This window comes from Roseovarius tibetensis, from assembly GCF_050896375.1.
Classification (GTDB): Bacteria; Pseudomonadota; Alphaproteobacteria; order Rhodobacterales; family Rhodobacteraceae; genus Roseovarius; species Roseovarius tibetensis.
Genome location: NZ_JBPBBB010000017.1, coordinates 53,148 through 71,787, shown reverse-complemented (window position 1 = coordinate 71,787; position 18,640 = coordinate 53,148). Strand labels below are relative to the sequence as shown.

The following is an 18,640-nucleotide window of genomic DNA, read 5'->3' as shown; positions in this document are numbered from 1 at the left end:
GCGTAAGCTCATTCGGCGTCGTCGTGACCATCGAGGAGGTGATCATCTCGCGCTCTTCGCCGCCGCCGTAGTTGCCCCTGTAGTGGCGCCAGATGCCCGCGAGGGCGAACGGCGGTCGTTCTTCCTCGCCGTCATCGTCTCCGGCCACGCCGAACCACACATACGTGGCCGGATTGCGTCCCTTGGGCTCGCAGTAGCTCGTGGCCGGGATCAGGCAGCGCCGGTCCTCGAAGCTCTTCGTCCAGAACCGGGAATTGCGCAGCTTGTCGTCCCGCGCGTTGTTGACCGCCTTGGGCTGGATCGGATGGCCGGTCTTCTTCGAGACCTGCGGCATCACGAACCCCCAATGCGCGTTTTCCAGCCAGCGGGTGCCGTCAGGACCGACCCCGACGATCGGCGACATGGTCTTCGGGAAAATGGCCGGCAAGGGCTCGGCGTTGCCCAGCCGGTCATTCGCGGGATCGACCGCAAACAGGCTGCGCATGGCCTCGGGTGGCATGGTGTTGGAATAGAGATTGCACATGGCTGCGATGATAGCTCACCGATCAGCATGAAGCATTCTGAAAAATCACCTGAATTCAATGCGAGACCAGACGACGCGCTGGGCAAGCTCACCCCAAGGTGCTCGGCGAAACCGACGCATGGCCCTTGTCATCGACGCCGAGCCCCGATGCCGATGCGGTCAGCGGCCCGCTCAAGTAGCAAACCGGTCATCCGCTCCGCTGATGTCGAACGGCGGCACAGCGCAGCGAGCCGACACTGCAAAATTGCGAACCTTGGTCGCCCATCGAGACGCGACCGGCCCATTGCGGCCTGTCGGCCTGCGGTGCATCATTCTCCGAAGCTGCCGCTCAGGAACGGCGAGCATATGACAGGAGGAGCCTCTCTAACGTTGAGAATATTGATGCGGCCTTTGGCATTGATGATGCAGAGGCAAGGGGCGGACGTGCGCCGTGTTTGCTCATCGGGTCGTAACTTTCCGGACGTGGCCACTTTTTTGGGGTCCGGTTGAGAAATTCCGTGCTTGTCATCGCGGCGATGTTTGCTTCACGTGGGCGCGTGCTGCTCGACAACCCGGGTGTGATCCTCTTGATAATCGGTCCCGGAGCCGCGTTCTTCGTCGTGATCTTCATCGTGACGTTGGGCGTCAGCCGGATGGCGAACCTGACTTATCCGCAGACCGCGCTCATGGTCTTCACGACGCCGGTGCGAAACTCCGAGGTTTCACCGGCCGTGGCGGTGACAGCCTTTACCAGCCCGCTGATCGCCCTGACGGTCGTGATCGGTCCCGCAATCGAGCTTCCCGTCCTGATCGTCATGCTGAACATCCTGAAACAGTTGCGGACACGTTGGGACGCTACCGGTTCTTAACGCTGCCGACGCGTGTCCTTTGGTCACGCCTTCGAAGGCCGCCTTGTCAGTCCCCGGCAAGCGTACTGAGTACCGGGCACTGCGGCACCTGATCGCCAGAGCATTGCGCTGCGGTCTGGGCCAGAACCGCCTCGATCCGCTTCAGGTCCGCGATCTTCGCCCGCACATCCGAAAGATGCCGTTCCGTCCGGTCCTTGACCTCCGAGCACGTTGGCGCGGCACCATCCCCCAGACCCAGAAGCCCACGAATGTCGTCCATGGAGAAGCCGAGTTCGCGGGCGCGCAGGATGAATCGAAGGCGCAGGGCGTGAGCCGCTGAATAGACACGGTAGCCAGACCCCGTTCGGGGCGGGTCAGGCAGGAGGCCGGTTTTCTCGTAGTAGCGGATCGTCTCGATGTTGCTGCCTGTCGCGCGGGCAAGTTCGCCGCGCGACAGGCCACTCTCGCTATTGTGACCGGACATGGCGCATTTTTTCCTTGAGCCTGTAGTTGCTACAGACTGTACACCGATCCTCGATGATAGACGAGAGGTGACTCGCATGAGCGTTGCGGAAGACAAGACAAGTAGCACGGTCCCGGGTCGCCCGGCGCGCAACGGTTGGTTCGCGGCAGGCGGTGTTGTCGGGGCCTTTCTCGCCTCGGCCTGCTGCATCGGACCTCTGGTGCTGCTGACACTGGGGATCTCCGGCGCGTGGATAGGCACCCTCACGGCGCTGGAGCCCTACAAGCCGATCTTTGCCGTCATCGCGCTCGGCTTCATCGGCGCGGGCTTCCGGCAGGTCTATTTCCGCCAACCCACGGTCTGCGAACCCGGATCCTATTGCGCGCAGCCCAACGCGGCCCGGATTACCAAGACCCTGCTCTGGGCGTCGCTCGCCCTCGTCCTTGCCGCCCTCACCATCGATTGGTGGGCGCCGCTTCTCTACTGACCCCGAAAGGAAACCCCATGAAGAAGATACTTGCCCTTGCTCTGTTTGGTCTGACGGCTGTGGTGCCGATGGCCGTGGGTCCCGCCGCGGCGCAGTCGGTCGCCACCGAGCATAGCGTGACCTTTACGGTCGAGAATATGACCTGCGCGCTCTGCCCGGTGACGGTGAAGCGCGCGATGGAGGGTGTCGAGGGCGTGCGCGCTGTCGAGATCGACTTTGCCGCCCGTACCGCCACCGTGCTGTTCGATACGGCATCTACTACCGCCGAGGCCATCGCCGCCGCCTCTGCCAACGCAGGTTATCCTGCGCTCGTTGAGGGCTGACCCCATGCGTGATGATCTGATGGGCGGTATGCTGGCAACGGCGGTCGCAGCTCCGGTGGTGGTCGTCTGCTGCGGCGGCGGCGGGGTTCTGTTGGCCGGGCTGACCGGCGCGGTCGGCGGCTGGCTGAGCGGGCTTGGCGGCATAGCGGCGCTGATTGTCGCGGCGGGCGCCGCGCTGGCCTGGCGCAGTTTGCGGCGGCGAAGAGGCGATGTCGAATGCTGCGTTGATGCAGATGACGCAAAGGGGACCGTCCATGGCCAGTCCTGACGACCGCAAGCTGCTTGGCATCGGGATCGTCGGCACCGTCATAGCCGCGCTCTGCTGCTTCACGCCCGTGCTGGTCATCCTTCTGGGGGTTGTCGGCCTGTCAGCGGTGCTGGGCTGGATCGACTATGTGCTGTTTCCGGCACTCGCCTTCTTCATCGCGCTGACCGTCTACGCCGTCTGGCGCAGGCAGCGGCACCAGAACCACACCTGAAAGGACATTCCATGATGACCAACTGCTTTTCCGCGATGGCCGGGTTCGGCCCCGGCTGGACCCTGACCGCCGCTCTGATCGTGGCTGCGGTCGCGCTGACCTACTTGGTCACAAGGCGTACAGATGCGCAGCACGACCGGGTGACCGGAAACGAAAGGCGCACCACATGACAGACACATATGACTATGACCTGATCGTGATCGGCGCCGGAACCGGCGGCAACGGCGTCGCCCGTATGGCGGCGGCGGCCGGCTGGAAGGTGGCGAGTATTGACAGCCTTCCCTACGGCGGCACTTGCGCCTTGCGCGGCTGTGACCCCAAGAAAATGCTGATCGCCGTCACCGAAGGCGTGGACTGGGCGCATAACCTGAAGGGCAAGGGCCTCGCGGCGGAGGTCTCTGTTGATTGGGCCGAAATGATCGCCTTCAAGCGGACCTTCACCGACGCGATGCCGCCAAAGATCGTAGCCGGGCTGGAGAAGGCGGGCATCGCGACGCTGCATGGTGAGGCGCGGTTCACTGGCTCCGACACGATCTCGTTGAACGGCGAAACTCTGCGCGCGAAGCATTTCCATATCGCCACCGGCGCGCGGCCGATGACGCTGAACATTCCCGGCGAAGACCTGCTGACCACCAGCACCGAGTTCCTCGATCTGCCCGCGCGGCCGGATCGGGTGGCCTTTGTCGGCGGCGGCTTCATCGCCATGGAGTTTTCCCACATTGCCAGGCGCCGGTGCGGCCGAGGTGACGGTTCTCGAAATGATGGACCGGCCGCTGGGGAACTTCGACCCCGATCTGGTCGCGATGCTCGTTGACGCAACTGCCGATCTCGGCATCGACCTGCGACTGGGCGCGAAGGTGCTGAAAGTAGAAAAACAGGACGGTGTGCTTGTCGTCACGGTCGATCGTTCGGGCAAGATTGAGACTGTGACCTGCGACACCGTGGTCCATGCCACCGGCCGAGTGCCCAATATCGACGGATTGAACCTCGGGGCTGCCGGGGTGGAACATGGGCCGCGCGGCATCAAGGTCAGCCCCGCCATGCGCACCACCAACCCGGCGATCTTTGCAGCTGGTGATTGCGCCGACAGCGGCCCCAACCTCACGCCGGTTTCAGCCTACGAAGGCCGGATCGCGGGCAAGAATCTGCTCGCAGGGCGCGACGACCGCTCTGTCGACTATCCGCCGATTCCCAGCGTCGTTTTCTCCTTGCCCATGGTCGCGACCGTGGGCCTGTCAGAGGCCGCCGCGCGGGACCAGGGGCTGAAATTCGACACGCATTCCGAGAAGACCGAAGGCTGGTATTCCTCGCTGCGCGTTGGCGCGAAATGGACCGGCTTCAAGGTCCTGGTCGAACAGAGGACCGGAAAGATCCTCGGCGCGCATCTGATCGGACCGGGTGCCGAGGAACAGATCAATCTCTTCGCCATGGCGATGGAGGCCGGACTGACCGCCAACCAGATCAAGGCGATGATCTTCGCCTATCCCAGCTACGCCTCCGACCTCGGCTCGATGGTCTGACGCAGTAAATTCGGGGTGTCGCCAAGGCGATTGTTCCCACAAATACAGAAAGAAATCGACAATGGACCAGCGCATAGACACCCATGACTGCTGCACCTCCGACAGCTTGGAAGGCCGCGAATTCGACCTTGCCGTCATCGGCGCGGGATCGGCGGGGTTTTCCGCGGCGATCACGGCGGCCGAGGCGGGCAAGCGCGTGGCGTTGATCGGCCATGGCACAATTGGCGGCACCTGTGTCAACGTCGGCTGTGTTCCGTCCAAGACAATGATCCGCGCCGCCGAGGCCCTGCATGGTGCGAAAGCCGCAGAGCGGTTTCCCGGCTTGCAGGGTGAGGCACGGGTGGATGATTGGGCGGCGCTGGTCGCGGCCAAGGACGATCTGGTCGGGACGCTGCGGGCGAAGAAGTACGCCGACCTGCTGCCGGGTTATGAGAATGTCACCTATATCGACGAAGGCCCTGCGCGGCTGGTGGATGGCGGAGTCGAGGTCGGAGAGCGTAAGGTCACCGCGCCCAAGATCATAATTGCCACAGGCGGTCAGCCTGCGGTGCCAGAGATCGCAGGGATCGATGCGGTGCCGACGCTCGATAGCACGCAGTTGCTGGATCTCAAGACCCTGCCCGGAAGCCTGATCTTCCTTGGCGGCGGCTATATTGGCGTTGAACTGGCGCAGATGATGGCACGCATGGGCGTTGCGGTGACGATTGTCTGCCGCTCGTGTCTGTTGCCGCAGGCTGAGCCGGAGGTGGGCGCGGCACTGGCCGATGCACTGCGCGCCGAGGGCGTGGTAATCATGGATGGCGTTGCCTATGGGGGGGCACGGCGCAACAGCGATCGGGCGATCCTGACCGTGACGCAAAATGGCGAAACCCTTGATCTGACCGCCGATCATATCGTCCTGACCACCGGGCGCAGGCCCAACACCGAAGGGCTAGGACTGGCCGAGATGGGCATAAAGACCGACGCACGCGGCGCGGTCGTGGTTGGAGATGACATGCAAACCACCCGCCCCGGCATCTATGCCGCGGGCGATGTGACCGACCGCGACCAGTTCGTCTACATGGCCGCCTATGGCGCCAAGCTCGCCGCGCGCGATGCCGTGCTGGGCGGCGTCGAGCGGTATGACAGCGCCGCCATGCCCTGGGTGGTGTTCACCGATCCGCAGGTGGCGGGCGCGGGCCTGACCGAGGCACAGGCGATCAAGGCGGGCCGCACCGTCAAGACCAGCCTCATCAGCCTCGACAACGTGCCCCGCGCCCTGGCCGCGCGCGATACGCGCGGCCTGATCAAGCTGGTGGCGGACGCAGAAACCGATCACCTACTGGGCGGGGTGATCGTGGCACCCGAGGGCGCGGACTGCGTCCAGACGCTTGTCATGGCACTGAAGTTCGGCATGACGATCAAGGCGCTTGGCGAGACGATCTTTCCCTATCTCACCACGGTCGAGGGGCTGAAACTTGCCGCGCAGACTTTCGACAAGGACGTGGCAAAGCTGTCCTGCTGCGCGGGGTAGGTTGGAAAGGCTGCTTCGGTTCAGTCGATGGCGCATTATGAGCGTCATTTAAGGACGATCGCTCAAATCCAACCGGACGACTGCGCCCGATCTTGGAAATAGCGCTTCTGCGTATTTTCATCGGTCGAGCGGGGCACGACGACCGACCGCTTTCGCAAGATGCTGCGAATGCAATGCTGCGGTGCCGTCAGGCAGCTCACCGCCCACTCCATCGATGGCTCCTGGTGACGATGGCTGCGGGCGAGTGTCGAGTTTGGGCTGACACCGGTCCTTCGCCACACCAAGCCCGAGCGGCCGCTTCGGTGACTACCCCACATCGGCCCGACGGGTCGCTTACATCCCCCTCCCATGGTTCCTCCCGGGGCCTGATCGTATACGGGGGGGCTCAGCGCGCGATTTCGCTAGCGACTGGATTCCTCACCGGGGAATCCACTTGGAATCCACCCTGGCGGGCTGGACCGGAATTTTAATTCGTTATCAACGACTTGGCCGATCTCCCCCTTGGTGCAGGTGGATTCCTCGGAGGAATCCAGGGAATCCACCTTGGTGGGATCCAAGCTGTCTGGAAGCCACCTGAGGAATCCACCCCCGGAAAGCGGCGCGGAGGCGGTGCTGGCGGAAACCGGCGAGAGCTTCGCGACGCACAAGGCCAAGAGGCACGCGGCATGAGGCAGTCCCGCGCCATGTCTTTGACCAAGTCGATCAGCAACGTGGTGGTCGGCTACGGTCTTGCCGTCGCCGCACAGCTGGTCGCGTTTCCATGGTTCGGGCGACAGGCGAGCCTCGGCGAGAACCTGGCGCTGGGTGGGGTCTTCACCGGCATATCGCTCCTGCGCAGCTACGCGCTGCGCAGGCTGTTCGAGCGCTGGCAGCGGTGCTGACGACATCTGCATGCCGGAATAGAGATGTGTGCGCGCCAAAAGCCTGATAGGGACGCGGCCATGTTTCGCCTGTTCGACATGCTGGGCCCCTCCGCCGCTGTCCGAGCTCTTGATGATGCGCTCCGGGCCTCCGGCGTGCATCCGCTTCTTGTTCCGGAGCCCGTCAAGCTGACCGTGATCAAGCTCAACAAGAAGGATAGCGGTGGCAAAGATCAGGATGTCGCTTTCGCGGAAGCCGCACAGTTGCTGGCCTATTGCATGCTCGGACATGAACAGTTCGCGGAAAGCAACAGCGTGGAGGATGCAGATCGCGTCGACCTTCGTGTGGAAACCGCACTCGGTGAAGGCGACACGCTGGATGCAAAACTGATCCTGCTGGCGCTGCACGCCGGATTGATGGCGCCCGAGATCGCTGATCGGATCGATCTCGATGAGGCGTGATCCCGATCAAGCGTCCAGACTGTAGACAGTCCCTCGTTCTTCCTCCTTCGCGGACGTGATCGCGAGGCCCAGCTTCTTCTTGAGCGCCCCGGAGATCATGCCGCGCGCACTGTGAGCTTGCCAGCCGGTCGCCTCGACGATTTCGCCAATGGACGCCCCCTCCGGCCGCTGCAGGAGCGCGATGATCTGGGCCTGCTTGGTGCCGGCGCGGATCGCCGGAGACGTCAGGGCCTCGGACACCATGGACGTTGGCGCGGGGTCCGGCTTCGCTTTTTGCAATGCGCTAGCGGCCTTTACGACCACGGGCGCGCTCCCGATGGCGGCCAGCCCGGTCTCGGTCGCGATCAGCGTGGTGCCATGACCATCACCGGTCTCACGCCAGAGGGGATCAGCGCGACGGATATCGGCATCGACCTCTTCAATCCAGCCGCGCTCGACCATCTTGGTCACGGCCACCTTCGCGGCGGCGCCATGCAGCCCCTCGGGCAGCGGCATGGCCAGATTGGCGGGCCGCGTGGTAGCACGGCTGAGGATGAGGGTCTGGGTGTCGGTGAGTTTGGGCATCGGGGCCTCCGGTGTTGTCGGGCAGCGCAGAATACGCGCCCTTCTACCCGGTGAAGACCGCCGTGTTAGCGGGCTGACCCGAAGCTTAGGCCGGAAGGCTCACTCGGCGTGTTCCCCCTCGCCAAAGGCGCTGTCGGTGATGCGCTTGAGGAGGCTGGCATAGTGCTCGAGCGTGCCTACATCGCCCCAGTTGATCTCGTCGGGGTGAGTCTCGAAATGATCTTCGCTGAGCGCCTGCAGGCGCGCGAGCATGCCGTCGATCTCAACCTTCTTTCCGATGAAGGCGTTCAGCGCGGCCTCCTTGTTGCGGCGCACCTTCTCGGCGCGCAGCTGATGGCGGGGCGTGGTGATCGGGTTGAGGCGGGTCATGGCGTGGTTCCTTTCGCGTGTCGTGGCGGGGCCCGCGGCCCCCCCTCCGTATGATGGCTCAGGCGGCGATGGTGGCTTCCAGCGTGGCGATGTGGCGGCGCAGCGTGGCAGCTTCCTCGCGGGCGGCGTCGGCCCAGAAGGCGGCGCGGGCGTTGCAGGCCTCGGCGAGGCGCTGGGCGTCTTGCCGCGTGAAGCGGTTGACCCGGTGCGCGCGGCCATGGCCCGTGCAGGTGGCACGGTGCGTCCTCCCCTCAGCCGTGAGGGTGAAAGTCAGCGGCCCGAAGTCGTCGATGACGATCCAGGTCTGCGCGGCGACGATGGCGCAGGCGCTGGGCGCGATGAGGGTTTCGATCTCGTCCGCGGCGGCGCGAAACTCGGCGATCAGGGTGTTGGCGGGGTTGATCATGGTGTGGCTCCGTGGTGAGTTGCATCGTCCTTGTGCAATCAGAATCGCTCCACGGCCCCTGAAAGTGTAGCAAAATCAGTGTCATGATATTGCTCACTGATCATTCGGCGCCCGGGTTGACCTCGACCCAGACGCCGCCAAGCCAGACGTAGAGATGGCTCAGCTCGCGCGTGGGGCGCGGCAGGATGGTGGGCTTGCGCGGGGTCTCGAAGCAGTCGAGCGCGTCCCTGCGCACCTGCCGGATTTCGCGTGCGGCGAGGATATCCTCGGGCGTCCAGGGCGCCAGCGCGGGCAGCATGTGACCGGGATAGCCGTCGTAATGAATGGAATGGTTGCCGCCCTCCCCCGAGGGCATCGCAATATGCCAAAGTGGCAACAATCGCCACGAACGCATGGAAGGAGGGCAATCATGACGATGGACACGATCATTGGGGTCGATTTGGCAAAGACCGTCTTTCAGCTTCACGGGGCTTCAGACAGCGGCGAAGCCAAGTTCCGCAAGAAGCTGACGCGCGAACAGTTCCGCCGGTTCATGGCGGATCATCCGCCATCAATCGTCGCGATGGAGGCTTGCGGCAGCGCGCATTATTGGGCACGCGAAATGGAGAAACTGGGCCATGCCGTGAAACTGATCGCGCCGCGCTATGTGAAGCCGTTCGTCAAGCGCCAGAAAAACGATGCAGCTGATGCCGAGGCGATCGTGATCGCGGCACAGCGGCCTGAAATGCGATTCGTTGTGCCAAAGTCAGAGGAACAACAGGCACGCGCGGTTTTGTTTCGTGCACGCGAGCGCCTTGTCCACCAGCGCACCGACCTGGTGAACTCCCTCCGCTCCGTCCTCTATGAATACGGGCATGTCGTGCCCCAGGGGATCAAGCACCTCCCGCGGGTCGCTGAAATCATCGAGGCACCCAATTCCGACCTGCCGGAACTGGTTCGTGAAGAATGTCGCGAACTACTCGAACAGATCACTCAGATATCGGACCGAATTGCAGAGAAGAATGCAAAGACCAAGAAGCTGGCAGCTGAGACGGACACGGCGCGCAGGCTGCAGACCATGCCGGGTGTAGGACCGCTGATCGCGCTGGCGATTGAAGCATTTGCGCCGCCCATGGAAAACTTCGAACGTGGCAGGGATTTCGCCGCGTGGCTTGGGCTTGTGCCCCGGCAGTTCTCCTCAGGCGGCAAACAGAGACTCGGGCGCGTATCGAAAGCAGGTCAGGCCGATATTCGGCAGATGCTGATCATGGGCGCGATGTCACGCCTGAACTGGGCGGGGAGGAGAGGGATCCCTGAAGGGTCATGGCTGGCACGGATTTGCACCAGGAAACCCCGCATGGTGGTCGCCATCGCGCTGGCCAACAAGATGGCGCGCGCCATATGGGCGATGCTTACGAAACAGCAAGATTATCGAGATCCGACGATGGGGATTGCAGCATGAGGCACGCACAAGTGCGGCGCATCGCACCCTGAGGTCGGTGTAGACGTGTGAGAAGGCAACGACCTGAATGGGCACATGATCGAAATGATCGGGATCGGGAAAACCAGCGGTATTGCTAGCGCTTGAAAGCACGAGTAATGAATTTGGACCCGCTCCGCTGATCACCATACTGGCCAGCTTCTCCTGAGAAGGCCGCATATGAAGGCCTCACAGAGAACCGCGCTCGATCACCGGCTTTGAAGGTCAGATTCTTCTTGCACACTGGGCGGCAACCACAGAGCAATACACATGGGCCCATGCCTCGGGCCCGGTCTGGATGGCGATCTGCGCGCGCGTGCTCGTCAGGTCTGCTGGTCGATCATGGCGAGGATGGCGCAGGCCATGCCGCCGAGGAATTCGCTGCGGCGGAACACGATCTCGTCGATTTCGTCCGCGGTGGTGATGGTCGGCGCGACGGCCAGCCTCTCTGCCATGTGCCGCAGCAGGCGGGCTGCCTCGGCGTTGTAACGTTGAGCGATGGTCATGGGGCTGTCTCCGATCCTGTGCCTGGCGGGGCGCGATGCCGCCGCCTCGTGGGGATCAGAGTTGCTGCGCCATACCGCCAAACGGCTACTTCCCTCCCGCTTGACGCCAAACGCACCGTTGCGCGCCCAAGAAAATAGTCAAAAATCGAGGTGCCCAATAATTAAGGCCGTTGGTATAAGTCGGCCATGTTGTCGAGAGTGCCGTATTGCGGTGCACCTTTCGATTATCATTATAAGGTGGCCATGCAAGCAAGCGCGACCCAGATCGCCGTCTCTGAAAGCAATTGCACGGCCCCGAGGACATCGCCGGTCTGGCCACCGATCTTGCGGCGCGCCTGCCATGCCGTCGCGGTCACCGCTGCAATGCAGATACCCAGAGGGACAGTCCAGAACAGCAATGCGCCAAGGGCCACCGCTGCCAGAACGATGCGCGCCGCACGGGTCTGTCCGGATGCCAACCGTGCCATCCCGTCAGGCCGCGCCAGTGGCACTATCTCCTGCACGGCGACCATTCCCGCACGGCTCAGCATCGCGGCGCCGACAAACGCCAGCGGGCCGGGGTTCGCGGCCTTGACCGAGACGGTCCACAGACCGACCACGATGATCATTGCCAGCATGCCATAGCTGCCGACGCGGCTGTCTCGCATGATGTCGAGGGCATGGGCCTTGTCCCGGCCGCCACCGATACCATCAGCATAATCCGCAAGCCCGTCGAAATGCAGCGCACCCGTGAGCAACGCCAAGGCAGCCATGGCCAACACCGCCGCGACTTCAGGCGGCGCACCAATGGCCAGGGCACCGGCGTAGGCAAGCCAGGTCAAAAAACCGATGAAACCGCCGACAATGGGGAAAGCCCATCTCGCCGCCGCCAAATCCGGCACCGAGCCATCGATCCGCCCCGCCGGCAGACGGGTCAGCAGCATCATCGCCACTTGCAGTTCGGCTAAGCGCATTCGCAAGCTCATGCGTCCGCTACGCCGGCTTCCACGAAGGTCGCCATGCCGTTGTGACACTCCAGCGCGGCACGCAGCACGCCGAGGGCAAGCGCCGCCCCGGACCCTTCGCCAAGTGCCATGTCGAGAGAAAGTATCGGCTCTTGCTGCAATGCGGAAATCAGCTGCGCATGTCCGGCTTCGCGGCTCAGATGACCCACGACGCAATGATCAAGGAAACGCGGGGCGGCCTTGTAGAGGGGCACCGCCGCGGCAGTGCAGATGAACCCGTCGAGGATCACCGGAAGACGCAGCGCCCGCGCCCGCAGCACGGCACCGCAGATCGCAGCCTGTTCGCGCCCCCCCAATGCGGCCAGGATGCCCAGGCCGGTCGCGGTCGCGTGGCGCGCGACAGCGCGGGCGACCGCATCGGTTTTCCGGGCCAGACCGGCCTCGTCGGACCCGGTTCCACGGCCAACCCAGTCTTCGGCGCCACCTCCGAAACCCGCCATCGCCAAGGCGGCTGCGATTGTCGAATTGCCAATCCCCATCTCGCCCAGGACAAGCACATCCGCCTGCGCCTCCACGGCCTCGGCCCCGCGCCGCATCGCCATGAGCGTGTCCTGTTCGGACATGGCGGGCCCTTGGGTGATGTCGCCCGTTGGCTGGTCAAGGTCCAACGCGACGACCGAAAGTTCGGCGCCAGTCGCTCGGCAGAGTTGGTTGATGGCCGCGCCGCCATTTTCGAAATTCGCCACCATCTGTGCGGTGACGTCTTGAGGGAACGGGTTCACGCCCTGTGCGCAAACGCCGTGGTTCCCCGCAAAGACAACCGCTTGCGCCCGGTCAATCGTTGGCCGCGCCGTGCCCTGCCACCCGGCCATGAACGCCGCCAAAGCTTCCAACCGACCAAGGGCACCCGGCGGTTTGGTCAGGCTGTTCTGGCGCTCGGTGGCCGCGCGCACCGCCTCGGTGTCACGCGAAGGCAGGGTTTCGGCAAGCGTTTCGACAGCCGCCAGCGACTGCATGTCAGAAAGGAGTGTCATTGGGTTTTACCTTTACCGGGTGACCCGCCACCGCAAGCCAGACTTCATCACACGCTGTGGCCACGGCCTGATTGACCTGACCTGCCGCATCACGAAACGCGCGGGCCAGCTTGTTTTCGGGAACGATACCGAAACCGACCTCGTTGGACACCAGCACGACCGGCGCGCTTTGCTCGGATAGTGTCTCGATGAGCGTTTCGGTCTCGCTCCGCCAATCGGCCTCGTCCAGCATCAGATTGGTGAGCCACAAGGTCAGGCAATCCACCAGCCGCGGCACATCGCCATCGGTTGCGCGCAGAGCCTGGGCCAGGTCGGTGGGGGCCTCGAGGTTGGTCCAGGACCCGGGCGGGCGTCGGGCTTTGTGGTGCGCGATGCGCTCTGCCATTTCGCTGTCCCCGTCATAGACCCGCGCCGTCGCGATATAGACAGCCCGCCCGCAGGGCTGCAGCGCCTTGCGCTCGGCCAAAGTGGACTTTCCCGATCGGGCGCCACCCGTTATGAGTATCGACTTTTTCATTGCTCTGTGGGAAAGCACTTTGTCACGCAAAAATAAAGTCGAAAGCCGCCCCTTGCGTATGAAAAGGATCTCCTCAGGTGAAATAATTCTGATCCGTCACGCGCCGGTGTCATGGGCTGGGGTTCTTTGTGGGCGCACCGATCTGGACGCCCGGATCGACCACGCAGCGACGGATGCACTGCGGGATGATCTGGGCCCTGCTGGGCATGTTGTCAGCAGCCCCGCGCGGCGCTGTCGTCAGACGGCCGAGGCACTGTTTGGCAGCCATGAGCAGGACGTGCGGCTGTGGGAGCAGGACTTTGGCGCGCATGACGGTTTGCCGTTTGGTGAATTGCCCGACATCGGGATCCTGAGCGGCGACGATCTTGCGGATTATGCTGCGCCGGGCGGCGAGAGCTTTTCCGATCTCTGCGTGCGCACAAGCCCGGCCTTTTCGCAGTATGGCCAGATGGCTTACGACAACGGCCCCGTGGTTCTTGTCGTCCATGCGGGCGTAATACGTGCAGCGATTGCCATGGTGACCCATCATGTGCCCAGCGGATTGGCCTTCGAGGTAGGGAACCTGTCGGTGACTCGGCTGCGATGCGGGCCGGAGGGTCCGGTCTCGGTGATCGAGGTCAACCGGACATGAAAACGGCCACTGTTACTGCCCATTTCGGAGAGTGGCTGCAGGGAAGATTTGGCCCAGAAGGCCCCATTGTCTTGACCACTTTGCCTTGCCCAGCGTTCCAGGTCAGTGCGCCAGGGGACGACACCCCACCATTTGCGCCAGATGTCCTGGCCCGTTTCGCGGCACGCCTGGGCGTGGTGTCGCTGCCCGAGGGGGTGACGCGCAATTTCGCGGCCGGCATCGGGGGCGGCGCCTCGACGGCCGCGCTGATCGCGCTCGCGCGGGCGGCGGGGTATGACGGCGCGCCCGAGCGGCTGGCCGCGGCCTGCATCGAGGTCGAGAAGGCCAGCGACCCGCTGATGTTCGCACAGCCGGACCGGGTGCTCTGGGCCTCGCGTCAGGGGCGCGTGCTGCGCGACATGCCGGCCCCGCCGCGGGCGGCCATTCTGGGCGGGCGTTGGGGCGCGCCGGTCCGCACGGATGCGGGCGACGACAACTTCGCGGATATATCGGACCTTGTTGATGACTGGGACAGGGCGGCCCGGTGCGCCGATCTGCCCCGCCTCGCGGCGCTGGCCAGCGAATCCGCGCACCGCTGTCGTGCGGCCCGCGGCCCGGCGGACCCGATGGCAGAGCTGGCACGGGACCTGGGGGCGCTGGGCAACACGCGCGCGCACACGGGGTCGCTGCGCGGGCTGGTCTTTGCCCCCGGCACCATCCCCGCACATGGCCCGGCCGCCCTGCGCGAGGCGGGTCTGACCGGAGTGATGAGCTTCGAGACGGGGGCGGCATGACCTTTGCCCTGGTCATGCTGGCAGGGCTGGCGCTGGACCTCTGTCTTGGCTGGCCGGGCCGGCTCTACGCGCGGATCGGTCATCCGGTGACATGGCTGGGGCGGGTCATCTCGGCCTGCGAGGCGCGGCTGAACCGCGAATCGGACTGCGAAAGACTGCGGGGCGGCCTGGCGACGACGGTGATCGTGACGCTGATGGCCGCCCTGCCGGCCTGGGCGGTTCAGGCGGCCCTGCCCGATGGCTGGGCCGGGATCATGATCGCCGCCGTGCTGGCCTGGCCGCTGATCGCCCTGCGCGCGTTGCACGATCATGTGCGGGCCGTCGCGCGCCCGCTGGCACGCGGCGACCTGCCCGCGGCACGCAACGCGGTCAGCCTGATCGTCGGACGCGACCCGGCGCAGCTGGATACCCCAGCCATTGCCCGCGCCGCCACCGAAAGCCTTGCGGAAAACACCTCGGACGGGATTGTCGCGCCGCTGTTCTGGGGGGTGCTGCTGGGCCTGCCCGGCCTCTATGCCTACAAGGCCATCAACACGTTGGATTCGATGATCGGCCATCGCAATGCGCGATACGAATTTTTCGGCAAACCCGCGGCCCGGCTGGATGACCTCGTGAATTGGCTTCCAGCGCGTTTGACCGGCTTGATCTTTGCCTGTGTGTCCGGCCGCCCGGTGCGGGCCTTTCGGGTGATGCTGCGCGATGCGCCAAAACACCGCTCGCCCAATGCCGGCTGGGCCGAGGGGGCGATGGCCGCCGCGCTGGATATTCGTCTGTCCGGCCCGCGCGTCTATGGGGACCATGTCGCACAGGAGCCATGGTTGAACAAAGGGGCAGCCGATCCGTCCCCTCTAGATCTGGCAGACGCATTGTCTCTTTACTGGCGCGCCATGACAGTTTGCGGGGTTGCCCTGGCCGTCTTGGCGCTGCTCTAAGGCACGCATGGCAAAATCCCGAGATCACGGCGGAAATCTGGACGCGGCGATGGCCCGATGGGGCGGTGCACCCGAGGACTGGCTGGACCTGTCCACCGGGATCAACCCCAGCCCCTACCCGCTGCCGCCGATACCAGCGGCATCCTGGGCTGTATTGCCCCGCAAGGCTGACATGGTGCGCCTGAACCGGATCGCAGCCGAGGCCTATGCCACCCCGGCCCGCGTCATCGCGATGAACGGGGCCCAGGGGGCCATCCAGCTGGTGCCGGGCTTGCGCAGACCGGGCCGAGCCAAGGTGCTGGCGCCGACCTACAACGAACATGCCGCCGCGTTGCGGGCCTGTGGCTGGCAGGTGGATGAGGTGAACAAGGTCGCGGATTTGGCTGGCGCAGATCTGGCTGTCGTGGTCAATCCCAACAACCCTGACGGGCGTCGCACGGCGCCACACACCCTTCACCAGCTTGCGGCACATGTGGGGCTTCTGATCATCGACGAAAGCTTCGCTGACCCCGAATCAGAGCTGTCCACTGCCCCGCAGATTGATGATGAGACGATCATCGTTATTCGCTCTTTCGGGAAATTCTACGGCTTGGCTGGGCTGCGGCTCGGGTTTGCGCTAGCGAATGGCGCCGTGGCGGAGCGTCTGGCCGAGAGGGCAGGCCCCTGGCCCGTTTCCGGGCCAGCCATCGACGTGGCCTGTCACGCCCTCGCTGATCGCGACTGGCGGGCAACGACAACAGCCCGGCTGACCGCGGGGGCTGCGCGGCTCGACGGGCTGGCGCGACAGGCGGGCTGGGACATGATCGGCGGGACCTCTCTGTTTCGCACCTATGCGACCCTTGATGCCACGACCACGCAGGAGGCGCTGGCACGGCACCGGGTCTGGAGCCGGATTTTCCCGTATTCCGACACCTGGATTCGGCTTGGCCTGCCCGACGCGGCACGCTGGCCACAGTTCGAGACAGCGATAGCGGCCGCCGCATGCAGATGACCGAGACGCATCGCGACAGCCTGCAGACACTGCTGGCATGGCGGCGTGACGTCCGCCATTTTCGCCCCGACCCGCTGTCCGATGCGGCGATGGAAAGCCTGCGCGCTGCGATGGACAGCGCCCCGTCGGTCGGCAACGCCCGGCCCTGGCGCGTTCTGCGTGTTGTCGACCAGACGCTGCGCGCCAAGGTGCGCGCCGAGTTCGCGCGTCAGAACGCGGCGGCAGCCGACGGGTATGAGGGGGCCGACCGGGCGGCCTATCTGGCCTTAAAGCTTGCCGGGCTGGACCGGGCACCGGAGCATCTGGCGGTTTTCACCGAAACCGCCCCGGGCGAAGGCCGGGGGCTGGGGCGGCAAACCATGCCGACGACCCTGGAGCAATCTACCGCAATGGCGATCCACGCGATGTGGCTGATGGCGCGGGCCTGCAATATCGGCGTCGGCATGGTGTCCATCGTCGACCCCGACCGTATCGAGACACTGTTCGACGTGCCCCCGACATGGCGTTTCACGGCCTATCTTTGCGTAGGCTATGCCGAGTTCGACGCGGACATGCCACTGTTGCACCGGGCCGGATGGCAGCAAAATACTCGGACGGAATGGCAAACGCGCTGAGGCTCAGGCCCGCAGGGCCAGCAAGCCGTCGACATCAAGATGTGTTTCCAGGTGATCGGCCAGCGCGTCCAGCGTGGCCTCCAGCGTGCGGTCATAGGCGACGCCGGAGGCGGCCACGCCTATCCGGCGCAGCCACGCGGCCCGGAAGACGTCGTCGGAAAACATCCCGTGCAGGTAGCTTCCCGAGATACGCCCATCCGCCGAGACCGCCCCTTCCGGCGCACCCGCCACGGTAGCAAAACCGCGGGCCCGATCCGGGCCGTCAGAGCGCCCGATATGGATTTCGTACCCGTGAAACGGCAGGTCAGTTTCGATGTGGTGCGCATGGACAGCGCGCAGGCTCTTGTCGCCGCCCATCTCGGTGCGGATGTCGAGAAGCCCCAGCCCGGGGATACTGCCGGCCGGACCCTCGATGCCGTCGGGATCAGCGACCTCGCGGCCGAGCATCTGGTAGCCGCCGCATATGCCCAACACGTGCCCGCCACGGCGGTGATGGGCCATCAGGTCGATATCCCAGCCCTGGTCGCAAAGAAATGCCAGATCGCCGCGCGTGGATTTGGACCCCGGCAGGACAACCAGATCGGCATCCGCAGGGATGGGCTGGCCAGCAGACAGCATGGTAAGGCGCACCCCCGGCTCTTGCATCAGCGGGTCGAGATCGTCGAAATTCGCAATTCGGCTGAAGCGCAGACATACGATGTGGACACCTTCTGCCCGCTCCGGCTTGCCGAAATCCAATGCGTCCTCGGCGGGCAGTTTCCAGGCCGCGTCGAACCATGGTGCCACGCCAAAGCCGCGCCAGCCCGTCCGCGCCTCGATCATCGCATAGCCATCGTCGAAAAGCGTCAGGTCACCGCGGAACTTGTTGATGACAAAGCCCCTAACCCGGGCCGCATCGTCCTGCGCCATCACCGCCTGGGTGCCGACGATCTGGGCAATCACCCCGCCCCGGTCGACATCGCCGCACAGCACCACCGGCACATCGGCTGCCGCGGCAAAGCCCATGTTCGCGATGTCGCCCTGTCGAAGGTTGACCTCGGCCGGGCTGCCCGCGCCTTCGACGATCACCAGGTCATGCGCGGCCCGCACCCTGTTGAAGCTGTCCAGCACCGCCTCAAGAAGCTTTGGTTTGAGCTGCGCGTAATCGCGTGCCCGGGCCGAAGTCAGCCGTTTTCCCTGAACGATGACCTGGGCGCCGGTGTCCGTCTCAGGCTTGAGCAGCACAGGGTTCATGTCCGTATGCGGAGCCAGCCCGCTGGCCCGCGCCTGAAGCGCCTGTGCCCGCCCGATTTCGTGCCCTTCCTGCGCCACGGCCGCGTTGTTTGACATGTTCTGGGGCTTGAACGGGGCAACAGACAGGCCCCGCCTGCGCGCAGCCCGGCACAGCCCCGCCACAAGCATGGACTTGCCAACGTTCGAGCCGGTGCCCTGGATCATTAGTGC

Annotated in this window: 28 protein-coding genes; 17 read left to right on the top strand and 11 right to left on the bottom strand. The window is 64.6% G+C overall.

Going from position 1 to position 18,640, the window contains the following annotated elements:
* Window positions 1–523 (bottom strand): SOS response-associated peptidase family protein (locus tag ACROSR_RS12395; RefSeq protein ID WP_432685484.1); only part of this gene is annotated, 523 nt, incomplete at its 3' end.
* Between the two features lie 497 nt (window positions 524–1,020).
* Between ACROSR_RS12395 and ACROSR_RS12390 the strand changes: the two genes are divergently transcribed.
* Complete coding sequence (locus ACROSR_RS12390) at window positions 1,021–1,371, top strand: arsenic resistance protein (RefSeq protein ID WP_432685482.1); 351 nt, start codon at window positions 1,021–1,023, stop codon at window positions 1,369–1,371.
* A 46-nt stretch (window positions 1,372–1,417) separates the two neighbouring features.
* On the opposite strand, the gene ACROSR_RS12385 is transcribed toward ACROSR_RS12390, so the two are convergent.
* A complete protein-coding gene (locus ACROSR_RS12385; protein WP_432685480.1) occupies window positions 1,418–1,834 on the bottom strand; it encodes a MerR family transcriptional regulator in 417 nt (138 codons plus the stop codon).
* 76 nt (window positions 1,835–1,910) lie between these two features.
* Here ACROSR_RS12385 and ACROSR_RS12380 point away from each other — a divergent pair, with 76 nt between their 5' ends.
* The 10 genes from ACROSR_RS12380 (at window position 1,911) to ACROSR_RS12335 (ending at window position 7,457) form a co-directional block, all read left to right on the top strand.
* Window positions 1,911–2,300 carry a mercuric transporter MerT family protein gene (locus ACROSR_RS12380; protein ID WP_432685478.1) on the top strand — a complete coding sequence of 130 codons (390 nt, stop codon included), beginning with the start codon at window positions 1,911–1,913 and terminating at the stop codon, window positions 2,298–2,300.
* 17 nt (window positions 2,301–2,317) lie between these two features.
* Window positions 2,318–2,623 carry a cation transporter gene (locus ACROSR_RS12375; protein WP_432685476.1) on the top strand — a complete coding sequence of 102 codons (306 nt, stop codon included), beginning with the start codon at window positions 2,318–2,320 and terminating at the stop codon, window positions 2,621–2,623.
* 4 nt (window positions 2,624–2,627) lie between these two features.
* The gene (locus ACROSR_RS12370; RefSeq protein WP_432685475.1) at window positions 2,628–2,891 is read left to right on the top strand and encodes a hypothetical protein; all 264 of its coding nucleotides are present in this window, start codon (window positions 2,628–2,630) and stop codon (window positions 2,889–2,891) included.
* On the top strand, window positions 2,878–3,102 hold the full coding sequence (gene merF / locus ACROSR_RS12365; protein WP_432685473.1) for a mercury resistance system transport protein MerF: 225 nt from the start codon (window positions 2,878–2,880) through the stop codon (window positions 3,100–3,102). The genes ACROSR_RS12370 and merF overlap by 14 nt, the downstream gene beginning before the upstream one ends.
* A gap of 11 nt (window positions 3,103–3,113) precedes the next feature.
* On the top strand, window positions 3,114–3,272 hold the full coding sequence (locus ACROSR_RS12360) for a hypothetical protein (protein WP_432685471.1): 159 nt from the start codon (window positions 3,114–3,116) through the stop codon (window positions 3,270–3,272).
* 26 nt (window positions 3,273–3,298) lie between these two features.
* A complete protein-coding gene (locus ACROSR_RS12355; protein WP_432685469.1) occupies window positions 3,299–3,916 on the top strand; it encodes an FAD-dependent oxidoreductase in 618 nt (205 codons plus the stop codon).
* Entirely contained in the window at window positions 3,846–4,622 is a 777-nt protein-coding gene (locus ACROSR_RS12350) for an FAD-dependent oxidoreductase (RefSeq protein ID WP_432685467.1), read from the top strand. Before ACROSR_RS12355 ends, ACROSR_RS12350 begins: the two co-directional genes overlap by 71 nt.
* A 61-nt stretch (window positions 4,623–4,683) precedes the next feature.
* Complete coding sequence (gene merA / locus ACROSR_RS12345) at window positions 4,684–6,135, top strand: mercury(II) reductase (RefSeq protein WP_432685465.1); 1,452 nt, start codon at window positions 4,684–4,686, stop codon at window positions 6,133–6,135.
* A gap of 665 nt (window positions 6,136–6,800) precedes the next feature.
* Complete coding sequence (locus tag ACROSR_RS12340) at window positions 6,801–7,016, top strand: DUF7220 family protein (RefSeq protein ID WP_432685463.1); 216 nt, start codon at window positions 6,801–6,803, stop codon at window positions 7,014–7,016.
* A 60-nt stretch (window positions 7,017–7,076) separates the two neighbouring features.
* The gene (locus ACROSR_RS12335) at window positions 7,077–7,457 is read left to right on the top strand and encodes a hypothetical protein (protein WP_432685461.1); all 381 of its coding nucleotides are present in this window, start codon (window positions 7,077–7,079) and stop codon (window positions 7,455–7,457) included.
* Between the two features lie 6 nt (window positions 7,458–7,463).
* On the opposite strand, the gene ACROSR_RS12330 is transcribed toward ACROSR_RS12335, so the two are convergent.
* The 4 genes from ACROSR_RS12330 to ACROSR_RS12315 form a co-directional block, all read right to left on the bottom strand.
* Window positions 7,464–8,021: a DUF3489 domain-containing protein gene (locus tag ACROSR_RS12330; RefSeq protein ID WP_432685459.1), complete on the bottom strand. Its 558-nt coding sequence runs from the start codon at window positions 8,019–8,021 to the stop codon at window positions 7,464–7,466.
* A 99-nt stretch (window positions 8,022–8,120) separates the two neighbouring features.
* Window positions 8,121–8,390 carry a hypothetical protein gene (locus ACROSR_RS12325; RefSeq protein WP_432685457.1) on the bottom strand — a complete coding sequence of 90 codons (270 nt, stop codon included), beginning with the start codon at window positions 8,388–8,390 and terminating at the stop codon, window positions 8,121–8,123.
* Window positions 8,391–8,448: 58 nt separating this feature from the next.
* Complete coding sequence (locus ACROSR_RS12320; RefSeq protein WP_432685455.1) at window positions 8,449–8,796, bottom strand: hypothetical protein; 348 nt, start codon at window positions 8,794–8,796, stop codon at window positions 8,449–8,451.
* Window positions 8,797–8,896: 100 nt separating this feature from the next.
* Window positions 8,897–9,151: a hypothetical protein gene (locus tag ACROSR_RS12315; RefSeq protein WP_432685453.1), complete on the bottom strand. Its 255-nt coding sequence runs from the start codon at window positions 9,149–9,151 to the stop codon at window positions 8,897–8,899.
* 54 nt (window positions 9,152–9,205) lie between these two features.
* Between ACROSR_RS12315 and ACROSR_RS12310 the strand changes: the two genes are divergently transcribed.
* Complete coding sequence (locus ACROSR_RS12310; protein WP_432685451.1) at window positions 9,206–10,237, top strand: IS110 family RNA-guided transposase; 1,032 nt, start codon at window positions 9,206–9,208, stop codon at window positions 10,235–10,237.
* 341 nt (window positions 10,238–10,578) lie between these two features.
* On the opposite strand, the gene ACROSR_RS12305 is transcribed toward ACROSR_RS12310, so the two are convergent.
* The 4 genes from ACROSR_RS12305 to cobU form a co-directional block, all read right to left on the bottom strand.
* Entirely contained in the window at window positions 10,579–10,761 is a 183-nt protein-coding gene (locus tag ACROSR_RS12305; protein WP_432685449.1) for a hypothetical protein, read from the bottom strand.
* Between the two features lie 230 nt (window positions 10,762–10,991).
* Window positions 10,992–11,714 carry an adenosylcobinamide-GDP ribazoletransferase gene (locus ACROSR_RS12300; protein ID WP_432685447.1) on the bottom strand — a complete coding sequence of 241 codons (723 nt, stop codon included), beginning with the start codon at window positions 11,712–11,714 and terminating at the stop codon, window positions 10,992–10,994.
* Window positions 11,715–11,722: 8 nt separating this feature from the next.
* Window positions 11,723–12,739 carry a nicotinate-nucleotide--dimethylbenzimidazole phosphoribosyltransferase gene (cobT, locus tag ACROSR_RS12295; RefSeq protein WP_432685445.1) on the bottom strand — a complete coding sequence of 339 codons (1,017 nt, stop codon included), beginning with the start codon at window positions 12,737–12,739 and terminating at the stop codon, window positions 11,723–11,725.
* Window positions 12,723–13,256: a bifunctional adenosylcobinamide kinase/adenosylcobinamide-phosphate guanylyltransferase gene (cobU, locus tag ACROSR_RS12290; RefSeq protein WP_432685443.1), complete on the bottom strand. Its 534-nt coding sequence runs from the start codon at window positions 13,254–13,256 to the stop codon at window positions 12,723–12,725. Before cobU ends, cobT begins: the two co-directional genes overlap by 17 nt.
* Between cobU and ACROSR_RS12285 the strand changes: the two genes are divergently transcribed.
* The 5 genes from ACROSR_RS12285 to bluB all read left to right on the top strand — a co-directional run bounded on the left by ACROSR_RS12285 (window position 13,237) and on the right by bluB (window position 17,197).
* Window positions 13,237–13,887 carry a histidine phosphatase family protein gene (locus ACROSR_RS12285; RefSeq protein WP_432685441.1) on the top strand — a complete coding sequence of 217 codons (651 nt, stop codon included), beginning with the start codon at window positions 13,237–13,239 and terminating at the stop codon, window positions 13,885–13,887. The two genes, cobU and ACROSR_RS12285, sit on opposite strands and share 20 nt — an antisense overlap.
* A 176-nt stretch (window positions 13,888–14,063) precedes the next feature.
* Window positions 14,064–14,660, top strand: coding sequence for a hypothetical protein (locus ACROSR_RS12280; RefSeq protein ID WP_432685439.1), 597 nt, complete (start codon window positions 14,064–14,066; stop codon window positions 14,658–14,660).
* Window positions 14,657–15,592, top strand: a complete 936-nt coding sequence (cbiB, locus tag ACROSR_RS12275; protein ID WP_432685437.1) for an adenosylcobinamide-phosphate synthase CbiB — start codon at window positions 14,657–14,659, stop codon at window positions 15,590–15,592. Before ACROSR_RS12280 ends, cbiB begins: the two co-directional genes overlap by 4 nt.
* Before the next feature lie 7 nt (window positions 15,593–15,599).
* Window positions 15,600–16,583, top strand: coding sequence for a threonine-phosphate decarboxylase CobD (gene cobD, locus ACROSR_RS12270; RefSeq protein ID WP_432685435.1), 984 nt, complete (start codon window positions 15,600–15,602; stop codon window positions 16,581–16,583).
* Entirely contained in the window at window positions 16,574–17,197 is a 624-nt protein-coding gene (bluB, locus tag ACROSR_RS12265; protein ID WP_432685433.1) for a 5,6-dimethylbenzimidazole synthase, read from the top strand. Before cobD ends, bluB begins: the two co-directional genes overlap by 10 nt.
* 3 nt (window positions 17,198–17,200) lie before the next feature.
* Here the strand turns inward: bluB and ACROSR_RS12260 are convergent, their stop codons facing one another.
* Window positions 17,201–18,634 (bottom strand): cobyric acid synthase, encoded by a 1,434-nt coding sequence (locus ACROSR_RS12260; RefSeq protein ID WP_432685488.1) that lies wholly within the window; start codon window positions 18,632–18,634, stop codon window positions 17,201–17,203.
* Window positions 18,635–18,640 lie beyond the last annotated feature (6 nt).